Annotated in this window: 16 protein-coding genes; 14 read left to right on the top strand and 2 right to left on the bottom strand. The window is 61.3% G+C overall.

What is annotated here, in order from left to right; all coding sequences use genetic code 11:
• The first annotated feature begins 50 nt into the window (after positions 1–50).
• The gene (locus tag F0311_RS09085; protein WP_150461602.1) at positions 51–1,739 is read left to right on the top strand and encodes an MGH1-like glycoside hydrolase domain-containing protein; all 1,689 of its coding nucleotides are present in this window, start codon (positions 51–53) and stop codon (positions 1,737–1,739) included.
• Between the two features lie 15 nt (positions 1,740–1,754).
• Complete coding sequence (locus tag F0311_RS09080; protein ID WP_191089842.1) at positions 1,755–2,666, top strand: glycoside hydrolase family 43 protein; 912 nt, start codon at positions 1,755–1,757, stop codon at positions 2,664–2,666.
• On the opposite strand, the gene F0311_RS19040 is transcribed toward F0311_RS09080, so the two are convergent.
• Complete coding sequence (locus tag F0311_RS19040) at positions 2,639–3,706, bottom strand: MFS transporter (RefSeq protein ID WP_191089841.1); 1,068 nt, start codon at positions 3,704–3,706, stop codon at positions 2,639–2,641. The genes F0311_RS09080 and F0311_RS19040 overlap by 28 nt on opposite strands.
• Positions 3,707–4,062: 356 nt before the next feature.
• Between F0311_RS19040 and F0311_RS09065 the strand changes: the two genes are divergently transcribed.
• The 5 genes from F0311_RS09065 to F0311_RS09045 all read left to right on the top strand — a co-directional run bounded on the left by F0311_RS09065 (position 4,063) and on the right by F0311_RS09045 (position 10,118).
• Positions 4,063–5,013 carry a carbohydrate ABC transporter permease gene (locus F0311_RS09065; RefSeq protein ID WP_150461600.1) on the top strand — a complete coding sequence of 317 codons (951 nt, stop codon included), beginning with the start codon at positions 4,063–4,065 and terminating at the stop codon, positions 5,011–5,013.
• On the top strand, positions 5,003–5,938 hold the full coding sequence (locus F0311_RS09060; RefSeq protein ID WP_150461599.1) for a carbohydrate ABC transporter permease: 936 nt from the start codon (positions 5,003–5,005) through the stop codon (positions 5,936–5,938). The genes F0311_RS09065 and F0311_RS09060 overlap by 11 nt, the downstream gene beginning before the upstream one ends.
• Positions 5,939–5,993: 55 nt before the next feature.
• A complete protein-coding gene (locus F0311_RS09055) occupies positions 5,994–7,358 on the top strand; it encodes a Gfo/Idh/MocA family protein (protein WP_150461598.1) in 1,365 nt (454 codons plus the stop codon).
• A gap of 24 nt (positions 7,359–7,382) precedes the next feature.
• Positions 7,383–8,675 carry an endo-1,4-beta-xylanase gene (locus F0311_RS09050; RefSeq protein ID WP_150461597.1) on the top strand — a complete coding sequence of 431 codons (1,293 nt, stop codon included), beginning with the start codon at positions 7,383–7,385 and terminating at the stop codon, positions 8,673–8,675.
• Positions 8,676–8,804: 129 nt separating this feature from the next.
• A complete protein-coding gene (locus F0311_RS09045) occupies positions 8,805–10,118 on the top strand; it encodes an ABC transporter substrate-binding protein (protein WP_150461596.1) in 1,314 nt (437 codons plus the stop codon).
• 82 nt (positions 10,119–10,200) lie between these two features.
• On the opposite strand, the gene F0311_RS09040 is transcribed toward F0311_RS09045, so the two are convergent.
• Positions 10,201–11,208 (bottom strand): LacI family DNA-binding transcriptional regulator, encoded by a 1,008-nt coding sequence (locus tag F0311_RS09040; RefSeq protein WP_191089840.1) that lies wholly within the window; start codon positions 11,206–11,208, stop codon positions 10,201–10,203.
• Between the two features lie 162 nt (positions 11,209–11,370).
• Here F0311_RS09040 and F0311_RS09035 point away from each other — a divergent pair, with 162 nt between their 5' ends.
• The 7 genes from F0311_RS09035 to F0311_RS09005 all read left to right on the top strand — a co-directional run bounded on the left by F0311_RS09035 (position 11,371) and on the right by F0311_RS09005 (position 18,824).
• Positions 11,371–12,900 (top strand): sugar ABC transporter ATP-binding protein, encoded by a 1,530-nt coding sequence (locus tag F0311_RS09035; RefSeq protein ID WP_150461595.1) that lies wholly within the window; start codon positions 11,371–11,373, stop codon positions 12,898–12,900.
• 44 nt (positions 12,901–12,944) lie between these two features.
• Positions 12,945–13,946, top strand: a complete 1,002-nt coding sequence (locus tag F0311_RS09030; RefSeq protein ID WP_150461675.1) for an ABC transporter permease — start codon at positions 12,945–12,947, stop codon at positions 13,944–13,946.
• Positions 13,943–15,022, top strand: coding sequence for an ABC transporter permease (locus F0311_RS09025; RefSeq protein ID WP_150461594.1), 1,080 nt, complete (start codon positions 13,943–13,945; stop codon positions 15,020–15,022). Before F0311_RS09030 ends, F0311_RS09025 begins: the two co-directional genes overlap by 4 nt.
• Positions 15,019–16,056, top strand: a complete 1,038-nt coding sequence (rhaS, locus tag F0311_RS09020) for a rhamnose ABC transporter substrate-binding protein (protein WP_150461593.1) — start codon at positions 15,019–15,021, stop codon at positions 16,054–16,056. Before F0311_RS09025 ends, rhaS begins: the two co-directional genes overlap by 4 nt.
• Positions 16,057–16,134: 78 nt before the next feature.
• Positions 16,135–16,482 carry an L-rhamnose mutarotase gene (locus tag F0311_RS09015; protein ID WP_150461592.1) on the top strand — a complete coding sequence of 116 codons (348 nt, stop codon included), beginning with the start codon at positions 16,135–16,137 and terminating at the stop codon, positions 16,480–16,482.
• Positions 16,483–16,491: 9 nt separating this feature from the next.
• Positions 16,492–17,652, top strand: a complete 1,161-nt coding sequence (gene rhaI, locus F0311_RS09010; RefSeq protein WP_150461591.1) for an L-rhamnose isomerase — start codon at positions 16,492–16,494, stop codon at positions 17,650–17,652.
• Between the two features lie 116 nt (positions 17,653–17,768).
• Complete coding sequence (locus tag F0311_RS09005) at positions 17,769–18,824, top strand: LacI family DNA-binding transcriptional regulator (protein ID WP_150461590.1); 1,056 nt, start codon at positions 17,769–17,771, stop codon at positions 18,822–18,824.
• The last annotated feature ends 15 nt before the right edge of the window (positions 18,825–18,839 follow it).

Below are 18,839 nucleotides of genomic sequence, written 5' to 3'. Positions count from 1 at the left end.
TTAGTAGTGAGTGGACAGAACCACACCAGCAACACAGCGAAAAGGCCGATGTGGCAGCCATTGACGAAGCACTGAGCACACTGCGCCGGGTCGAGCCGACCGGTCAACGGGCTAATGTCTCACAGGAGTTCGCCGCGCAGCTCACGGATTTGGGCATCGGCTTCGCCGCCGTCGGCGGTGCCATCGAGGACCGATGGCACCAGGCGCTGACCGAACTGCAGCAGTGCATCCGTCCGCTGGCTGGCTCCCCTCCGGTGCTCAATGAGGGTGGCGTCTATGCGGGCACCTGGATCGAGTCGACCGGAACGATCAACACCGAGGTGCTCTCCCGCTTCGCCCCACGCACCGCCACCGAGACCTTCCGCATCTACGCCGTCCACCAGCGCAAAGACGGCCTAATCCCGTACAAGGTCACCGCCGAGGGCCCGGCCTTCAGCCAGATCCAGATCGTCACCCCGCTGGCCCGGTCGGTCTGGAACCACTATCAGCTGCACAGGGACACCGCCGGATCAGGGGCGGACCGCCACTGGTTGCAGCAGATGTATGACGCCATGTCCCGCTACGACACCTGGCTGGCCACCTACCGCAACACCCGAGAAACCGGTTGCGTTGAAGCCTTTTGCACCTTCGACACCGGCCATGACCTTTCGCCCCGGTTCTGGTTCGTCCCCGACCGGTGCTACCAGAGCGAGGCCTCGCTCTGCAATCCGGAGGCGGCCACTGTCCCCTTCCTGGCTCCGGACCTCACTGCCAACGTCGCCTGCCAACGCCAGTACCTAGCCAGAATCGCAGAAGAGCTGGGCGAGGACCCCGCCCCCTGGGAGGAGAAAGCAAAAGCCTCGGTGGAGGCGCTGTTCACGCACTGCTACGACGAGTCTGACGGCACGTTCTACGACCTGGACGCCCACGGGCAGCCGGTGAAGGTCGTCTCCGATGTGCTGCTGCGGGTGCTGGCCTGCGAGATCGGCGACGCCGAATTCTTCACCCGGGTCCTGGAACGCTACGTGATGAACTCCGCACACTTCCTCTCACACTACGGATTCACCACTGTCTCGCTCTCCGATCCGCGATACGACGGCGACCACACCCGCAACTCCTGGGCCGGTCCCGTACACTTCCTCACCCAGCTGCGGGCTCCGCACGCATTCGAGCACCACGGACACCTTGCCGAACTGATGCTGGCGAACAAGGAGCTGCTCTCCGCACTCACCGCTGCTGACCGCTTCCCACAGGGCATCGACCCCTGGAGCGGCGATGCCGGATTCACCAGCAGCTACTCACCCTCCATCCTCTGGATGCTCGACACAGTGGAGCGTACCTTTGGCATCATGCCGATGTCCACAGGCGCTGTTGCCCTGGGTGGACTGGCGCCGACCCGGCTTGACCCCTCGCATGGAGGCTCCGGAAAGTCCGGGGTGCACACCGCTGCTGAGGCCGTCGCCTACTCGCGCACTGTCTCAGGAGTCCGCTATGAGCTGGCCGCCGACAACGAGCAGGTGCTGGTCTACCGAGATAACGTTGAGCTCATGAGCTTCCCTCGGGGTTGGCGCGTCATGGTCGACGCCGCGGGGGATCCCACAGAGATCGCCTGTCTCACCCCGCGGCCCGTCTCAGGAACCCTGAGCAACGGAGACAGGCTCCTAGACCTGGCACTGTCCGCCAACGAGCGCGTGTGGCTGAACGGAATACAGGTGACAGACCGATCCAGTCCTGGCTTCGTCCCACCACGTGCTTCCTGATATCCGGAGGAGATCATGACGCTGAAAACCGACCAGATCCAGCTGCGAGACCCTTTCGTCCTGGTGCAGAGGGATAAGCAGCAGTATTACCTCTTCGGCTCGACCGACAAGGACATATGGAATGGGCTGGCCACCGGCTTTGACTGCTACCGCAGCACAGACCTAGAGCACTGGGAGGGACCGATCGAGGCATTCCGCCCCCCGGAAAACTTCTGGTCCCCCACCAACTATTGGGCACCCGAGGCTCATGAGTATCTGGGCCGCTACTACATGTTCGCAACGTTCGGACACGAGGATCCCCAGGTGCGCCGGGGCACCGCTGTACTGGTCTCTGACGCCCCGGAGGGGCCCTATGTGCCGCACAGTGATGGCCCGGTCACCCCCAGGGAATGGGAATGCCTGGACGGCACTTTGTATGTGGATGCAGGGGGGGTTCCGTGGATGGTGTTCTGCCATGAATGGGTCCAGACCTCCGACGGCACCGTCTGCGCTGTTCAGCTGTCGAAGGACCTGACCGAGAGCGAAGGGGAGCCGGTGGAACTGTTCGCAGCCTCGGAAGCCCCCTGGGTCGGCCCGGTCCACTCCGCCAAGCACGGAACCGGGTACGTCACCGACGGCCCCTTTGTGCACCGCACGCAGGCCGGAGACCTGCTGATGCTCTGGGCTAGCTTCCGCAACGGCCGCTACGCCCAAGGCGTGGCACGGTCGCTGACTGGGGAGATCAGCGGCCCCTGGGAGCAGCACGAGCCGCTTTTCGAGGCCGATGGCGGTCACGGGATGATCTTCCGCGCCCTCGACGGTCAGCTCTACCTCACCCTGCACACGCCGAACAAGACCCCGGACGAGCGGGCCGTGTTTATTCCACTGGATGAGTCCGTCGGCACTCTGCGGGTCAAGGCCTATGGCACCGGATTGGCACCGTCGTAGTGCCGGAACCCTGGCCGCAGCCGCAGATATAGGCCGGCGAGGACCAGGATCAGTAGGGCCCCCAGCAGCTGCGGGAACCAGAGGGTCGTAAGTGCTGCGAGGAAGCCGGCGTAAGTGTCACCTAGGCGAGGGCCAGCACTCAGAACCAGGGTATAGATCCCCTGTAGTTGTCCACGATAGTGATCTGGGGTAGCAGACTGCATAATAGTCGTACGGAAAATTTTCGAAATATTATCAGAAGAACCAACTAAAGAGTTGATAAAACACAGCAATATTAGAGTTGGAATGTTAGCAGTATATCGATCATATTCAGGGATTTTCGAATCAAGAAACCATATGTATATTCCTAAAGCCGCAATGAATGATGTCATAGTAACAGATGCCCATACTATTGCTAACACATGTCTACGTGTCGCACCGAAGCTTCCTGAGAGGATGCTGGAAACTACGACCCCGACCGCTCCAGATGCAGTCAATACCCCAACTGTCCAGGCTCCTCCTCCAATAACGAGCGCAACCACAGCGGGAAATATTGCGTAGGAGCGGCCGAAGGTAAAGGTAGCAACATGGAGAGTAATTACTGTCCGAAGATTTTTGGATCGACGCAGAAAAGATAGATCTTCGATGAGCGAATGGATTCCTATCGGCGAGCTCTTCGTGGGCGGTATAGATGGGAGGGAAATTATGCCCCAGAATCCCACCAGGAACAGCGCAACATCGAGTGTATACGTCCACGCAAATCCGATGGTTGACACGAGAATTCCTGCTAGAGCAGGGCCTCCGGTCCCTCGTAGTCCGGCAGAAATTGCAGAGAGTGTAGCAACGGAGGGGAGCAGTTTCCTCCTGACGAGGCGAGGGTGTATGGCGAATCGGGCTGTGCGAACTAACGCTCCCGACGCGGAAGAGAGAGTTGTGAAGGTGAAGTACGCCCAGAGGGTCGCGCTACCGGACCACGCGAGGGCGGCAATGCCGATGGGTGAGGCGAGGGCGACGTAAGACGCCCAGATTAGGACACGCCGACGGTCAAAGGCGTCGACCAAAGCGCCCCGAGGATTCCGACAAGGATCATTGGGCCCAGTGCTAGTGCTCCGATAGTTGCCACGGCGGCTGTAGATCCGCTGATCTCATAGACGTGTATCCCTACAGCAACAGCTGTTAGCTGAACACCCAGACCACCTGCAATGCCACTGATCCAGAATCGACGATAGGCCGGGGACTCCCGAAGCGGAGTCAGATCCATCAACTGCTTACGATGAGGCACGTGGCACAGATTACACTAAGAAATCGCTTTCATATTGACAGCCTGTGACTCAGCTCATAGTATCGGCTCAAAGTGAGAAACCGCTTTCTCCAGTTCGTTGGGGAACGGCACGCACGAGCAGCTGGAGGAGGTTGTGTGAGTAGTCTCGGTGAACTTCGTACTATTGCGAAGCAGACCAAGGCGCAGAAGAGCGAGAAGAGAGCCAAGCGGACGTACCGCGATAATAAGGCCGGATTCGTCTTTATGCTCCCGTGGATCACTGGTTTCTTTGTTTTTACTGTGGGCCCAATGCTTGTGTCGCTGTACCTTGCATTTACGGACTACAGCTTGCTTCAGCCTCCTCAATGGACTGGGCTCGACAATTTCACACGTATGTGGGGCGATGAGCGGCTGTGGAAGTCGCTTGAAGTTACCTTCATCTATGTCTTCGTCAGTGTTCCCTTTGTCCTAGCGTTAGCGTTGGCAGTAGCAGTACTCCTAGACCGGGGAATGCGTGGTTTGAGCTTTTACCGCTCAGTCTTCTACCTGCCCTCTCTTATGGGAGGTTCTGTGGCCGTGGCCATCTTGTGGCGCCAAGTCTTCGGCTACGATGGCATCGTCAACGGGTTCCTGGGCCTGTTCGGAATACAGGGACCTGGATGGGTCGCTCACCCGGACTACGCCCTGGGCACATTGATCGTCTTAAACATCTGGACATTCGGCTCCCCAATGATCATCTTCTTGGCAGGCCTGCGTCAGATTCCTGACATGTACTACGAGGCTGCCAACGTCGACGGTGCCGGCAAGGTCCGGCAGTTCTTCACCATTACCCTGCCACTGCTGACCCCGATCATCTTCTTCAACCTGGTACTGCAGACCATCTTCGCCTTCCAGAACTTCACACAGGCATACGTGGTGTCAGGTGGCACTGGAGGTCCATCAGACTCGACCCTCTTCTACACGCTCTATCTGTATCAGCAAGCCTTCAATTCTCCGATGCAGATGGGATACGCGTCCGCTATGGCCTGGCTGCTAGTGCTTTTCATCGGTGGCTTGACCGCTGTCAATTTCTGGCTCTCAAAGTATTGGGTGTTTTATGACGACTGATCTCCAATCCACACAGCCAAAGACGGTTGACCCATATGGGAAGGCAACGCCCGACCTCAGCACTCCGCGCTCACGTTCCATAGCAGGGAATTTGGTCAGGCAACGAATTCGATCAGTGGTGAAGCATCTGGCGCTGATCGGGCTGTCACTAATCATGATTTATCCACTCATTTGGCTACTCATCTCGTCTATGAAGCCTAATGAACAGATCTTCACGGACCTGAGCATTTTTACCACTGACCTCAGCCTGGAGAACTACGCACATGGTTGGAATGCACAGCTGTTTCCCTTCCACGTGTACCTGATCAACTCTTCTATCCTCGTGCTCGGAGCGATCATCGGCAACCTGATCTCGTGCTCCATGGCTGCCTACGCCTTTGCGCGGTTGGATTTTCGGTTCCGAACTCTCACCTTCGCATTGATGCTGGGTACCATCTTGCTGCCCTTTCACGTGGTACTGGTGCCCCAGTTCATCCTCTTCCGCGAGCTCGGTTGGCTGGACACCTTCCTGCCGCTGGTGGTGCCGAAGTTCCTGGCCACCGAAGCGTTCTTCATATTCCTGATGGTCCAGTTCATCCGCTCACTGCCCAACGAGCTCTACGAGGCAGCCCGTATCGACGGCGCAGGCCATTTCCGTCAGTTTGTGCAGATTACCTTGCCACTGATGATCCCGGCACTGGCCACCACCACGATCTTCACGTTCATCTGGACCTGGGCAGATTTCTTCGGGCCACTGCTCTATCTCAGAAGTCCCGAGAACTACACCGTTTCGCAAGCACTAACAGGCTTCATCGACGCTCAGTCAACTTCTAACTACGGCGCGATGTTCGCCATGAGTGTGGTCTCGCTGATCCCACTGTTCATCGCCTTCCTTATCGGCCAGAAGTTCCTAGTCAAGGGCTTCGCCAAATCAGGGATCAAATAGAGCACGCCGACGCACCTCACCTGCCCATTCTTTTGGAAAGGACAAGACGCTCACCATGGCTGATACCGACCGGCTGCGCTACGGACTCATCGGCGCAGGCTCCCGGGCCCAGATGTACCTGGATGCCATCGCTGGGCCGTACCGCGAGGCCGCCGCGCTGGTGGCCTGGGCGGATACCAACCCGGGGCGGCTCGACTTCTCCCAGGCATGGGGCCAGCGGGATCTCGGCGAGCCGGTCCGGTTCGACTCGGCTGAGCTGGCTGAGGCAGTCCAGCAGCACCGCCTGGACCGGGTGATCCTCACCACCCCTGATGTCACCCATGCCGACTACATCGTCACCGCCCTGGAAGCTGGCGCTGACGTCGTAGTAGAGAAGCCGCTAACTACAAGCGAGGAGGGTGTCGCCCGCATCACGAAGGCGGTCGAGCGCACCGGCGGAGACGTGGTGGTGACCTTCAACTACCGGTACTCCCCGCGCAACTGGGCGCTGAAGAAGCTCATCACCGAAGGTGAGATCGGCCAGGTGACCAGCGTGCACTTCGAGTGGCTGCTGGACACCGCCCATGGCGCCGACTACTTCCGCCGCTGGCACCGTCAGAAGGAGAACTCCGGCGGTCTGCTGATCCACAAGGCCAGCCACCACTTCGACCTTGTGAACTGGTGGCTCGATGACGTGCCCACTAAGGTCTACGCCTCCGGGGGGCTGCGCTTCTACGGAGCCGAGAATGCCCGAGACCGCGGGATGGGAGCGCGGCCGGAGCGCGGCACCACTGACCGTCCGGCCCGGGATGCGTTCAGCCTGGACCTGCGCACTGACCCGGTGTTTAAGGGGCTCTACTACGACCAGGAGCACCACGACGGCTACCTGCGCGACCGCGACGTCTTCGACGAGGGAATCACAATCGAGGACAACATGTCGCTGGTGGTGGACTACCGGCGCGGCTCTTCGATGGCCTACACGCTCTCCGCCCACGGCCCCTGGGAGGGCTACACCGTCTACGTCAACGGCACGCAGGGGCGTGCCGAGCTGACAGTAGTCGAACGCGGCGCTGTAACCCTGGACCAGGACGGTTATGTGGTGGTCGACCCCTCCTCCCGTCCTGATGTCGTGGTCGACGACGGCGCCCGCCCCGTCTCCGAACGGCTGCTACTGCAGAAGCAGTTCGGCTCAGCAGTGGAGATCCCGATCCCCGAAGGGGAGGGCGCCCACGGCGGCGCCGACGCGGACCTGCTGCGTGAGGTCTTCTGCGGGCCGCAAGACGACCGGCTGGGCCGGGCCTCCGGCTGGCCCGAGGGAGTCCACGCTGTGGCTGTGGGCCTGGCCGGAAACCGGTCTCTGGAGTCGGGCAACGCTGTCCCCATTGGAGCCTTGAATCTCGGAAAAGCAGTCACAGCGTCAGACCTACATGCTCAAGAATAGTGAAACTTTGAAAGAGGCCAGAAGATGACGTCATTATTCACTCCCCCTGAGAAAGTCCATGCCTTTGACCCCGAGTTGCACCACCGCCGAGCCACAGCGCAGCTGACTCTGACCAACCAGCACGGTGAGCCCCTGACGGACCGTGAGGTCACGATTGCGCAGACTCGCCATCAGTTCCAGTTCGGATGCATCGGGTTTCAACTTATCGATTGGGCTAATGGCGCTTCGCAGGATCCGGAGTACGACGCCGCCCTGGCTGAGCATTGGCTGGGGCTGTTCGACACGGCGACGTTGCCTTTCTACTGGGGGAGGTTTGAGCCTCAGGAAGGTGAGCCCAGGACTGATGAGTTGCGGAACACTGCTCGGTGGTTCGCCGAGCAGGGGGTCCGGATCAAGGGGCACCCGCTGGTCTGGCACACCGTCTGTGCTCCGTGGCTGCTGGGCAAGCCGCTGGATGAGGTGGAGCGGCTGTTGCGCGCCCGTATCCGTCGGGAAGTCAGCGACTTCGCCGGGCTGATCGACACCTGGGATGCGATCAACGAGGTGGTGATTATGCCGGTCTTCACCGCCGAGGACAATGCGGTGACCTGCCTGGCCCGCATCAAGGGCCGGGTGGAGATGATGCGCATTGCCTTCGAAGAAGCCCGGGCCGCCAACCCGAACGCCACCCTGCTGCTGAACGATTTCAACATGTCTACTGCCTATGAGTGTCTGATTGAGGCTACTTTGGAGGCTGGAATTCGTATTGACCGGCTGGGTCTGCAGTCGCATATGCACCAGGGGCCCTGGGGCCAGGAGAAGACCGAACGGGTGCTGGAGCGGTTCTCCCGGTACAACATCCCGATCCACTTCACCGAGACTACTATTCTCTCGGGGGAGCCTGCTCCTAGGGATATTGGAGACATCAATGAACTCCATGCGGAGCCGGGGGAGTGGCCTTCTACGGACGAGGGAGAGCAGTTCCAAGCCGACGCTCTTGAAGACCATTATCGCCGACTCTTTGAGCACTCAGCGGTGGAAGCATTGACCTATTGGGGATTTCCCGATCGTGACGTCTGGCTCAATGCTCCCGCAGGGCTGATCCGCCGCGACGGTACCCCCAAGCCCGCCTACCACCGGCTGCGCAAGCTCTTCCGTAGCGAGTGGTGGACCTCGGAGGCCACCTTGCGCACCGACGAGCAGGGCCGGGCCAGCTTCACCGGATTCCTGGGCAAGTACCGAGTCACGGTGCAAGGCAGAAACGCCGAAGTAAGTCTCGATAGGGCTGAGAGCGGCGATCAGCTTCAGAGATTAACAGTGCAGATGAGTAATCAATAACCGTAATTCTTTTGAGATGTTTTGCACAAAAATTAGACAAGTGCCATCTCGGGCTGAATGCAGCGACTCTGGCCGAATGGCTAAGTAAGAACGTCCGTGGATCACATCGACACCGATAGGAGAAGTACCATGGAGAGAACACAACGTAGGAGAACCCACCAAAAGATCCTACTCCCATTGGCTCTAGCCGGGCTGACAATTAGTGCCTGTGGAGGTGGAAGCGGCACTGAAGCAACAGGGGAGTACGATCCTGATGCTGAAATCACCTTGACTATTGCTTGGTGGGGCAACGACGAACGCGTCCAGATGATGATGGAGGTGTTCGACCTCTTTGAGGACGAACACCCGAACATCGCGATCCAAGCAGAGCCCACGGGCAACCCGGAAGATCTATTCAATCGTTTGTCGACTGACTTCGCAGCAGGCGGTGGCCCTGACATCTTTGCTTTAGGGGGGTCCATGCCCTTGGAATACGGGGCCGCGGGGCAGCTCTTAGATCTGTACACCGTCGAGGACTACGTCGATATTGAGTCATATGGTGAGTTTTCGAGAGTGGATGCCACAATTGCTGATGAGTTGTATGGACTTCCGACAGGGGGAAACTCAATTGGACTATTACTGAACGAGAGGCTCTTTGATGAGGTTGGAGTTCCACTGCCCGAGGAGGATTGGGGCTGGGATGATTTTGTGGAGATCGCCGGTGAAATATCCGCGGGAACACCCGATGACGTGTATGGCCTCGACCTGAGGATCCAGGATGCTTTGGGCGTATATGTCTCTCAGTCGACAGAGTACGGACTGTACGATTGGGATGGCGGACTGCTCGCGTCTGAAGACGAGCTGGAACCCTGGTTCAATCAGACAGTTGAAATGGTCGAGAATGGGGGGCTCCCGGACCCCTCGATCATCGTTGAGCACCACAATGTGACACCTGATCAAAGCTTGTTTGGTACAGGCCATGCAGCCATGAGTTTCGCCTTTACGAATCAGATGCCGTCTTACACTGCCGCGCTGGGTGACGACCCGATCCATGTCGTAGCACCGCCTACGGATACAGGACTAGTTGGAGCCGACGTTAGCCCATCCCAATTCTGGTCCATCAACGCCGGAACGGAGCATCCGCAAGCAGCAGCGATGCTCATGGATTTCATGTTGAATAACCACGAGGTAGCAGAGATCATCAAGGATGACCGAGGTCTTCCGTTTAACCCAGAAATTCTCGAGACCGTCCAGCCGCTGTTGGATCCAGCGAGCGCTGATGCCGCCGAGTACCTTCTCCAGATCATGGAAGACCCCATCGGCAAGCCACCTGCCCCGCCGGGAGCCTCTGTGCAGAGGGAGCTATCGCAGAGGATGGAGTCAGACATCCTCTTCGGCGAACGCACTGTCGAAGAAGCGGTTCAGTATTGGATTAACCACATGGAGGAGCAACTGGAGCAGTAGGTTCCCTCTTCTGGCTCGGATATAAGGAACTGCGCAGAGTGTCTAGGAAGGACAAGACGCTCTGTGCAGTTCTCAACATCTCTCAGCAGGCCTGAGTCGACTCCCGGATGATGAGCTCAGGCTGGAAGACTGTGTGCTGGACCGGGGAGGCAGGATCCTCGATGGCGCGTTGCAGCAGCTGTGCGGCATGCTGGCCCATCTCCGCTGAGGGCTGACGGATCGAGGTGATCGGGATGATGGCGTTGGCGGCGAACTCAATATCGTCGTAGCCGGCCAGCAGCACCTGATCAGGGACCGAGACCCCGGAGCGGGCCAGCACCTGCAGTACACCGAGGGCCACCAAGTCATTGGTTGCGAAGACAGCATCAGGCTGCTCTTTGACGCTGCGGCCAAGCAACTCCTCAGCGGCCGCACGTCCGGCCGCGGCGTCCATCGCTCCGGTGGCGATGTACTCCACTGCCACCCCGGGGCTCTGCCGAGCACGCTGCTGGGCGCCGCGCAAACGGTTTCTCACCTGTCGCAATCCCTCCGGGCCGCCGATTACCGCCATCCGTGAAGCACCCTGGGATATCAGGTGATCAGCCACCAGCCAGCCGCCGCGCTCATCGTCCACAGAGACTGAGGAGAGTTCATCGGCCCCGGCTTTGCGGTCAATGATGACCACCGGTATGCCGTTGCTCTTCAGCTTTCGCAGTCGAGGCAGTACGTTGCCCACTGGCGCGATGAGAATGCCGGCTACCCTCTGTTGCTCAAACAAGTTCAGATAGGTGATCTCTCGGTCACTGACTTGGGATGAGTTTCCCAGCAGCAGGGGCCGTCCCAGCTCCATCAGGTGCTGCTCAGCACCGCCGGCAAGATCGGTGAAGTACGGGTTAGCGGCGTCCAGAACGATCAGCCCCACAGCCGGATTAAAGCCTGCTCTCAGCTGACGGGCGGCGTCGTTGCGGACATAACCAAGCTCCTCGATAGCCGCATGCACCCTGGCCAGAGTGCGCTCCGAAACCCGCTGGGGATGGTTGAGCGCGTTGGAGACTGTCGCAGGGGAGACACCCGCCCTCTCCGCCACATCCCGCACCTGAGGCATTGCCATAGGTGATAACAATACCGTTGCTTTTCTCGTGTCCAGCTTTGTCGCATTGACATGGCTGTGAGGCGCCTCCTATGATCGGTGTCACAAATTGAATCGATTTACATCGGTCTCTACAGACTGATCGGATCGATACCCCCGACACCATTCGCATCTGGAGGGTCCATGGTCGCTGATCAGACCGCGCCCGTCCTCGAACTCGAGGGCGTGCGCAAAGCTTTCGGTAGCGTCGTTGCGCTCGCCGACGGCACACTCACCGTGTACCCCGGCTCCGTGCACGCACTCGTGGGGGAGAACGGCGCAGGCAAGTCCACCCTGATCAAGATCGTGGCCGGACTGCATAAGCGCGACGCCGGAACATTCCGGTTCCGGAGCAAAGACGCCCAGTTCTCCTCCACCGCAGACGCCAAGGATGCCGGAATCGCGGTCATCTACCAGGAGCCCACCCTGTTCCCGGACCTCTCGGTTACCGAGAACATCTTCATGGGCCGGCAGCCGGTCACCCGCGGTCGGCGCATCGACAAGCAGGCTATGGTCGAGGAGGCCCAGCGCATCTTCGACCGACTCGGCGTGAACCTGGATCCCCGTCGGCCGGCCCAGGGACTGTCCATTGCCGACCAGCAGATCATCGAGATCGCCAAAGCCATCTCACTCGACGCCCACCTGCTGATCATGGACGAGCCCACCGCGGCACTCTCCGGCATGGAGGTGGAGCGGCTCTTCGCCGTCACCCGCAGCCTGCGCGACGAGGGTCGCGGCATTGTATTCATCTCTCATCGGTTCGACGAGGTCTTCGACCTTTCCGACACCATCACCGTGATGCGAGACGGCAGCTACATCGGCACCGTGAAGACCCAGGAGACCAGCAATGACGAGCTGGTCACCATGATGGTCGGCCGCGAGGTCACCGAACTGTTTCCCAAGACACCGGCCGAGATCGGCGATGTGGTGCTGGATGTCGAGGACCTCAACCAAGCCGGCACTTTCCATGAAGTAAGCTTCACCGTCCGGGCCGGAGAGATCGTAGGCCTGGCCGGCCTGGTCGGCGCCGGACGCAGCGAGATCGCCCGAGCTGTGTTCGGCGTGGACCCCTACGACTCCGGCACGGTGCGGCTCAATGGCCGAACCATCCCCAAGAACAAGCCCACCGCAGCGATCGAGGCAGGCATGGCGCTGATTCCTGAGGACCGCCGCCAGCAGGGCCTCATCCTGGAGTCCTCCGTGGCGCACAACATCGGGGCCGCCATCCGCAGCCGCCTGCAGAAGCTGGGCCTGATCACCCGGTCATCGGAGAACCACGCCGCCGAGCCCTGGGCCGGCCGCCTGCAGGTCAAGACCGCGGCGATGTCCATGAACGCCGGCACCATGAGTGGCGGCAACCAGCAGAAGGTCGCCATCGCCAAATGGCTGGCCACCGACCCCAAGCTGCTGATCATCGACGAGCCCACCCGCGGCATCGATGTCGGCACCAAGTCCGAGGTCCACCGTCTGCTCTCCCAGCTGGCCGGAGAGGGCCTGGCCATCCTGATGATCTCCTCCGAGCTGCCCGAGGTGCTGGGCATGGCTGACCGCGTGTTGGTGGTCAGCGAGGGCCGGATCACCGCCGAGCTGGACCGCAGTGAGGCCACCCCGGAGAAAGTCATGCACGCCGCCACCGCCCGGCACGAACAGATCCGAGAGGGGGCCGCCGCATGAGCGCCCCAGTCACAAGCACCGAAGCCCTGGCCAAGCCGAGCCAGATGAGCACCGCCCAGCGATTCGTCAAGGAAATCCTGGCCTCCCGCGAGATGGCCATCGTCCTGGTCATCCTGGCCGTCATCGCCGCAGCCACCAGCTTGAACCAGAACTTCCTGCTCAGCTCACAGGGCTGGCGAGACCTGCTGCTGACACCCTCGATCCTGATGGTGCTGGCCATCGGCTCAGCAATCGTCATCGTCACCCGCAACGTGGACCTCTCCGTGGGCTCTACCCTGGCCATCACCGCCTATATGACCGGCCGGCTGTTCATCGACTTCCCCGGCATCCCGATCCCGGTAGTCATCCTCATCGGCATCGCCGTCGGCGCTGGACTCGGCCTGGTCAACGGCGTCCTGGTCGCTTTCGGCAAGGTGCCGGCACTGGTGGTGACCCTGGGCACCATGTACATCTACCGCGGCGTCGTGCTCACCTGGGCCGGCAGTGACCGGATCAACGCCTCGGACATGCCCCGGGAGTTCCTGCGCTTGGGCACTATGCAGATCGGCACCATCCCACTGCTGACCATCACCGCAGTGCTGGTGCTGCTGGGTGCGGCCTACTGGCTGAACTCCACCCGCAGCGGCCGAGAGATGTACGCCATCGGCTCCAACCCCGAGGCCGCCACACTCTACGGCCTGCCCACCACCAAGCGGATTATCGTGGCCTTTGTGATTGGCGGCGCGCTGGCCGGGCTGGCCGGCGTCATGTACGCCGCACGCTACGGCACTGTCAGCGCCGGAGCCGGAATGACCTGGGAGCTCAACGCCATCGGCGCCGCGGTGATCGGCGGGGTGGCCATTTTCGGCGGATCCGGCACCGTCTGGGGCGCAGCCCTGGGCGCGGTCCTGCTGATGACCATCAACCGCACCCTGCCGATCATGGGAGTGCCCGACTTCTGGCAGCGGGCTGTGGTCGGCGCGCTGATCATCGGGGCCATCGTGCTGGACCGCTACCTGGCCGCACGGCAGACCCGCAAGCTTCAAGAAGCAAGGGATGAGACATGAGCAGCACTGTGACCCGCTCTGAGACAGAGGCGCCCGCAGTACAGAACGTGACACTGGGCGACGACGCCCCCCGCACCTACCGGCACTACCACCGGCCCTGGTGGTTCCGGGCGTTCATGACTACCGAGTTCCTGATCATCGCGCTGCTGGCGCTGGTCTGGATCTGGGCCAATATCTCCGTAGACAACTTCTCCGGACCGCTGACCGTCCGGTACCTGCTGCTGGACATCGCCCCGCTGATGATGATCGCCCTGCCGATGACCCTGATCATCATCACCGGGCAGATCGACCTCTCGGTGGCCAGCATCATGGGACTGTCCTCCGTAGTGGTCGGCATCGCCCACGTGGAGTGGGGGCTCTCGCTGCCCGCCGCCGGAGCACTTGCGATCCTGGTCGGCATAGCCTGCGGCGCATTCAACGGGTTCTTCGTCGCCTATGTGAAACTGCCTTCGCTGGCGGTGACCATCGGCACCCTGGCGCTGTTCCGTGGACTGGCCGTGGGCCTGCTGGGCACCACCGCGCTGACCGACTTCGACCCCGACTGGACCTCCCTGGCCACAGCCTCCATCGGTGAGTCCCGGGTGCCCCTCGTCGTCGTGCCGGTGGTGGTGCTGATTCTGATCTTCGTCATCCTGCTGCACTTCACCCCCTTCGGCCGCGGACTCTACGACATCGGCCACAACGACCTCACCGCACGCTTCAGCGGGGTCAACGTGGCCCGGTCCCAGATGATCACCTTCATCCTCTCCGGGGCGGTCTCGGCCTTCGCCGGGATCTACTACACGCTGCGCTTCGGCAACTCCCGCGGCGACAACGCGATGGGCCTGGAGCTGGAAGTCATCGCTGCAGTGCTGCTCGGCGGCGTGCTGATCTTCGGCGGCCGAGGTGCCCTGCACGGGGTGATCGCCGGTGTCTTGCTGATCGGTGTGATCTCCTCCGCGCTGCGCCTGGAAGGGGTGACCGTCAATGTCATCAACATCATCATCGGTGTGCTGCTGATCGCCTCGGTGATGACCCCACAGATTGTCGCGGGTCTCCAACGGTGGAGGCCCAAGAAAGGAAAGGTAACACCATGAAGAGGAACACCTTCAGCGCCCGGGCGGCCCTGACCGCCGCCGGGATGTCTGCTGCCCTGGCCCTGGCCTCCTGTGGCGGGGGCGACAACGGCAACGGCAACGGGGGTGATGCCGACGGCAGCGATCTGAGCATCACCTTCATCCCCAAGAACCTCGGCAACCCCTACTTCGACACCTCCAACTCCGGGGGCGAGGACGCAGTCAACGAGTTCGACGCCAGCTTCTCCGAAGTCGGCCCTCAGGAGGACACCCCTGACGGCCAGGTGCAGTACATCAACACCGCCGCCCAGCAGGGTGAGGACGCCATCGTGATTTCCGGCTCCGACCCTTCCGCCCCCTGCGATGCGCTCAACGAGGCCCGCGAGGTCGGTGTCGCTGTAGTCACCTTCGACTCCGACACCAACTCTGACTGCCGCGACGTGTTCGTCAACCAGGCTGACGCCCAGGGCATCGCCCAGACGCAGGTGGACTTGGTGGCCGAGCAGATCGGCGGCGAGGGGCAGATCGCCATCCTCTCAGCCTCGGCAAACGCCACCAATCAGAACCACTGGATCGAGCTGATGGAGGAGGAGCTTGAGGCCAACCACCCGGACATCGAACTGGTGGAGATCGCCTACGGTGACGACGACGACCAACGCTCCTTCGACCAGACCGCAGCTCTGCTGCAGACCCACTCTGACCTTGACGCCATCGTCTCCCCGACCACTGTGGGCATCGCCGCCGCTGCCCGGTACATCTCCGACTCCGCCTACGCCGGCGAGGTCTTGGTGACCGGTCTGGGTACCCCGAACCAGATGCGCGAGTACGTCGAGGACGGCACCGTCGAGGCGTTCGCCCTGTGGAACCCGGAGGACCTGGGGTATCTGGCAGCGTGGGCCGCGCACGCCCTGGCCACCGGTGAGATTGACGGCGAGGAGGGCGACACCTTCGAGGCTGGCCGGCTCGGCGAGTACACCGTGGGTGCTGACGGAGAGATCCTGCTGGGGGATCCCTTCGTTTTCGACGCCGAGAACATCGACGAGTTCGACTTCTGATCCATCCACTGTGCCTGGTGCCCGGTCGCGGCCTCTGCGGCCGGGCACCCAGCACGGACACCACAGGAAGGGGAAAGTATGCGACGAGTGTGCTTCCAGCTGCAGGTCAAGCCAGACCGGCTGGACGAGTACAAGGAGCGCCACCGCAGCGTGTGGCCGGACATGCTCAGGGCGCTGAAGCGCTCCGGCTGGCACAACTACTCCCTGTTCCTGCGACACGACGGGCTGCTCATCGGCTACCTGGAGACCCAGTCCCTGGAGGCCGCGCAGGCGGCTATGGAGCGCGCGGAGGTTAACGCCCGCTGGCAGGCGGAGATGGCTGAGTATTTCGTGGAGCTCAAGGGCACTCGACCGGACACTGGCTTCGTGGAGCTGGAGGAAGTCTTCCACCTAGAGGATCAACTGGCAGCCCTGGAAGGGAACTGAAAAGAGATTATGACAACGTTCGCAGAGATCGCTCCTGAACTGGAGCACCAGGCCATTGAGGTTCCCTCCTGGGCCTATGGGAACTCGGGCACCCGGTTCAAGGTCTTCGGCTCACCCGGCACCCCGCGCACGGTGGAGGAGAAGATTGCCGATGCCGCCACGGTCCATAAGTTCACCGGCCTGGCACCTAAAGTCGCCCTGCACATCCCCTGGGATATGGTCGAGGACTTCGGCGCGCTGACCCGCTACGCCGAGGACGCTGGCATCGAGATCGGCACCATCAACTCCAACACCTTCCAGGACGACGACTACAAGCTCGGCGGGCTGACCCATCACGACCCCGCCGTCCGGCAGAAGGCGGTGGACCATCACCTGGAATGCATCGAGATCATGGGTGCTACCGGCTCCCGCGACCTGAAGATCTGGCTGGCCGACGGCTCCAACTACCCCGGCCAGGCCGATATCCGGGCCCGGCAGGACTGGCTGGCCGAGTCGTTGAGCACCATCCATGCTCAGCTCAGCGCCGAGCAGCGCCTGGTGCTGGAATACAAGATCTTTGAGCCCGCGTTCTACCACACCGACGTGCCGGACTGGGGCACCGCCCTGGTGCACGTCCAGGCCCTGGGCGAGAACGCCGTGGTCTGCCTGGACACCGGCCACCACGCTCCATCCACCAATGTGGAGTTCATCGTGGCCCAGCTGCTGCGGGTCGGCAAGCTCGGCTCCTTCGACTTCAACTCCCGCAACTACGCCGACGATGACCTGATCGTCGGCTCGGCCGACCCCTTCCAGCTGTTCCGCATCCTCTTCGAGGTCATCCGCGGCGGCGGCTACGGGCCGGACTCTGAAGTGGCCTTCATGCTGGACCAGTGCCACAACATCGAGAAGAAGATCCCCGGCCAGATCCGCAGCGTGCTCAACGTCCAGGAGATGACCGCCCGCGCCCTGTTAGTGGACCGTGAAGCACTGGCCGCGGCCCAGCAGGCCGGCGATGTGCTCGGCGCCCACCAGGTGTTCATGGACGCCTTCTACACCGATGTTCGCGCCGATCTGGCCGCCTGGCGCGAGTCCCGCGGCCTGCCCGGCGACCCGATGGTCGCCTATGCCGCCTCTGGATACCAAGAAAAGATCGAGGCCGCCCGCGTCGGCGGAACCCAGATGAGCTGGTGATGAAGTTCCCGCACCCCGGATTGGGTTTCTGCTGAAGTGTCCGAACTAAGAAAGCCGGGGTTCGGCAAGATGATTGCTGAACATGGTTTTCAGATGCTCATCGTAGGATGAGGTCAATGAATCCGGATGGGACGAGTAGCGGGGCAGCGGGACAGGGCGGTGGGCGTGGCTCAGTCACTATTCGTGAGGTTGCTGCGCTCGCCGGAGTTTCAGCCGGGACGGTCAGCAATGTGCTCAATCGTCCGTATTACGTCAAGGAAGCTACCCGCGAGCGGGTCCTGCAGACCATTGAAGAACTCGATTTCCAGCCCACTCAGAAAGCCCGTCAATTCCGCCCTGGACGGGAGCGCACACTGGGCATTGCCGTGGCCAATCTGGATAACCCCTTTTTCGTGGACGTAGCGCTCGGTGCTGAAGAGGTGGCTCGCCAACATGATATCGGTGTGGTCATCACTAACAGTGGATATGACGCCGAGGTGGAAAACCAGAATCTCGATTTATTGGTCCAGCATCGCGTCCAGGGTCTGATCATTTCCCCGGTAGACGAATCCTCCTCCCGGTTGCAGATGCTTCAGGACCGGGGAGTGCCCATGGTTTTCGTGGACAGGGTGGGCCAGAATGCCACCCACGGCTGGAGCGTAGTGGTGGATGACGAACGCGGCGGTGCGATAGCAGCCAAGCATCTGGTTGACACCGGACACCGGCGCATCACGCTGGTAGGCCATCCGCACACCTCGCCCAAAGTCCGGGCTCGCCTGGAAGGGGTGCGCAGCGTGGTGAAGAAAAGCCCGGGGGTGCAACTGGAAGTTCTGGAGACTGACTCATGGACAGTGGACACCGGCCGAGAGGCTGGCTGGCAGATTACAAAGACGCTGCCCGGGCAGCGCCCGACGGGCATCATCTGCGCCAATGACCTGCTGGCGCTGGGAGCATTGCAGTCTTTCAGCAGCGCTGGGTTGCGTGTGCCCAAGGATCTGGCGGTGATCGGATACGACGATCTTGAATGGTCAGCTGTTTCCACTCCAGCGTTGACCACCGTGCGTCAGCCTCGCAGGCTGCTGGGTGCTACCGCGGTACGCATGCTCCTTGAACTCTCCCGCGATGTGAATGCAAAGCCGCGACACAACCATGTGGTTCTCCAGCCCGAGTTGGTCGTCCGGGACTCTGCCTGATGAATGCAGTGGGGC

This window comes from Nesterenkonia ebinurensis, from assembly GCF_008711175.1.
Lineage (GTDB): Bacteria > Actinomycetota > Actinomycetes > Actinomycetales > Micrococcaceae > Nesterenkonia > Nesterenkonia ebinurensis.
Note: the sequence above shows the minus strand (reverse complement) of the source record. Positions and strands in the feature narration are given on the sequence as shown.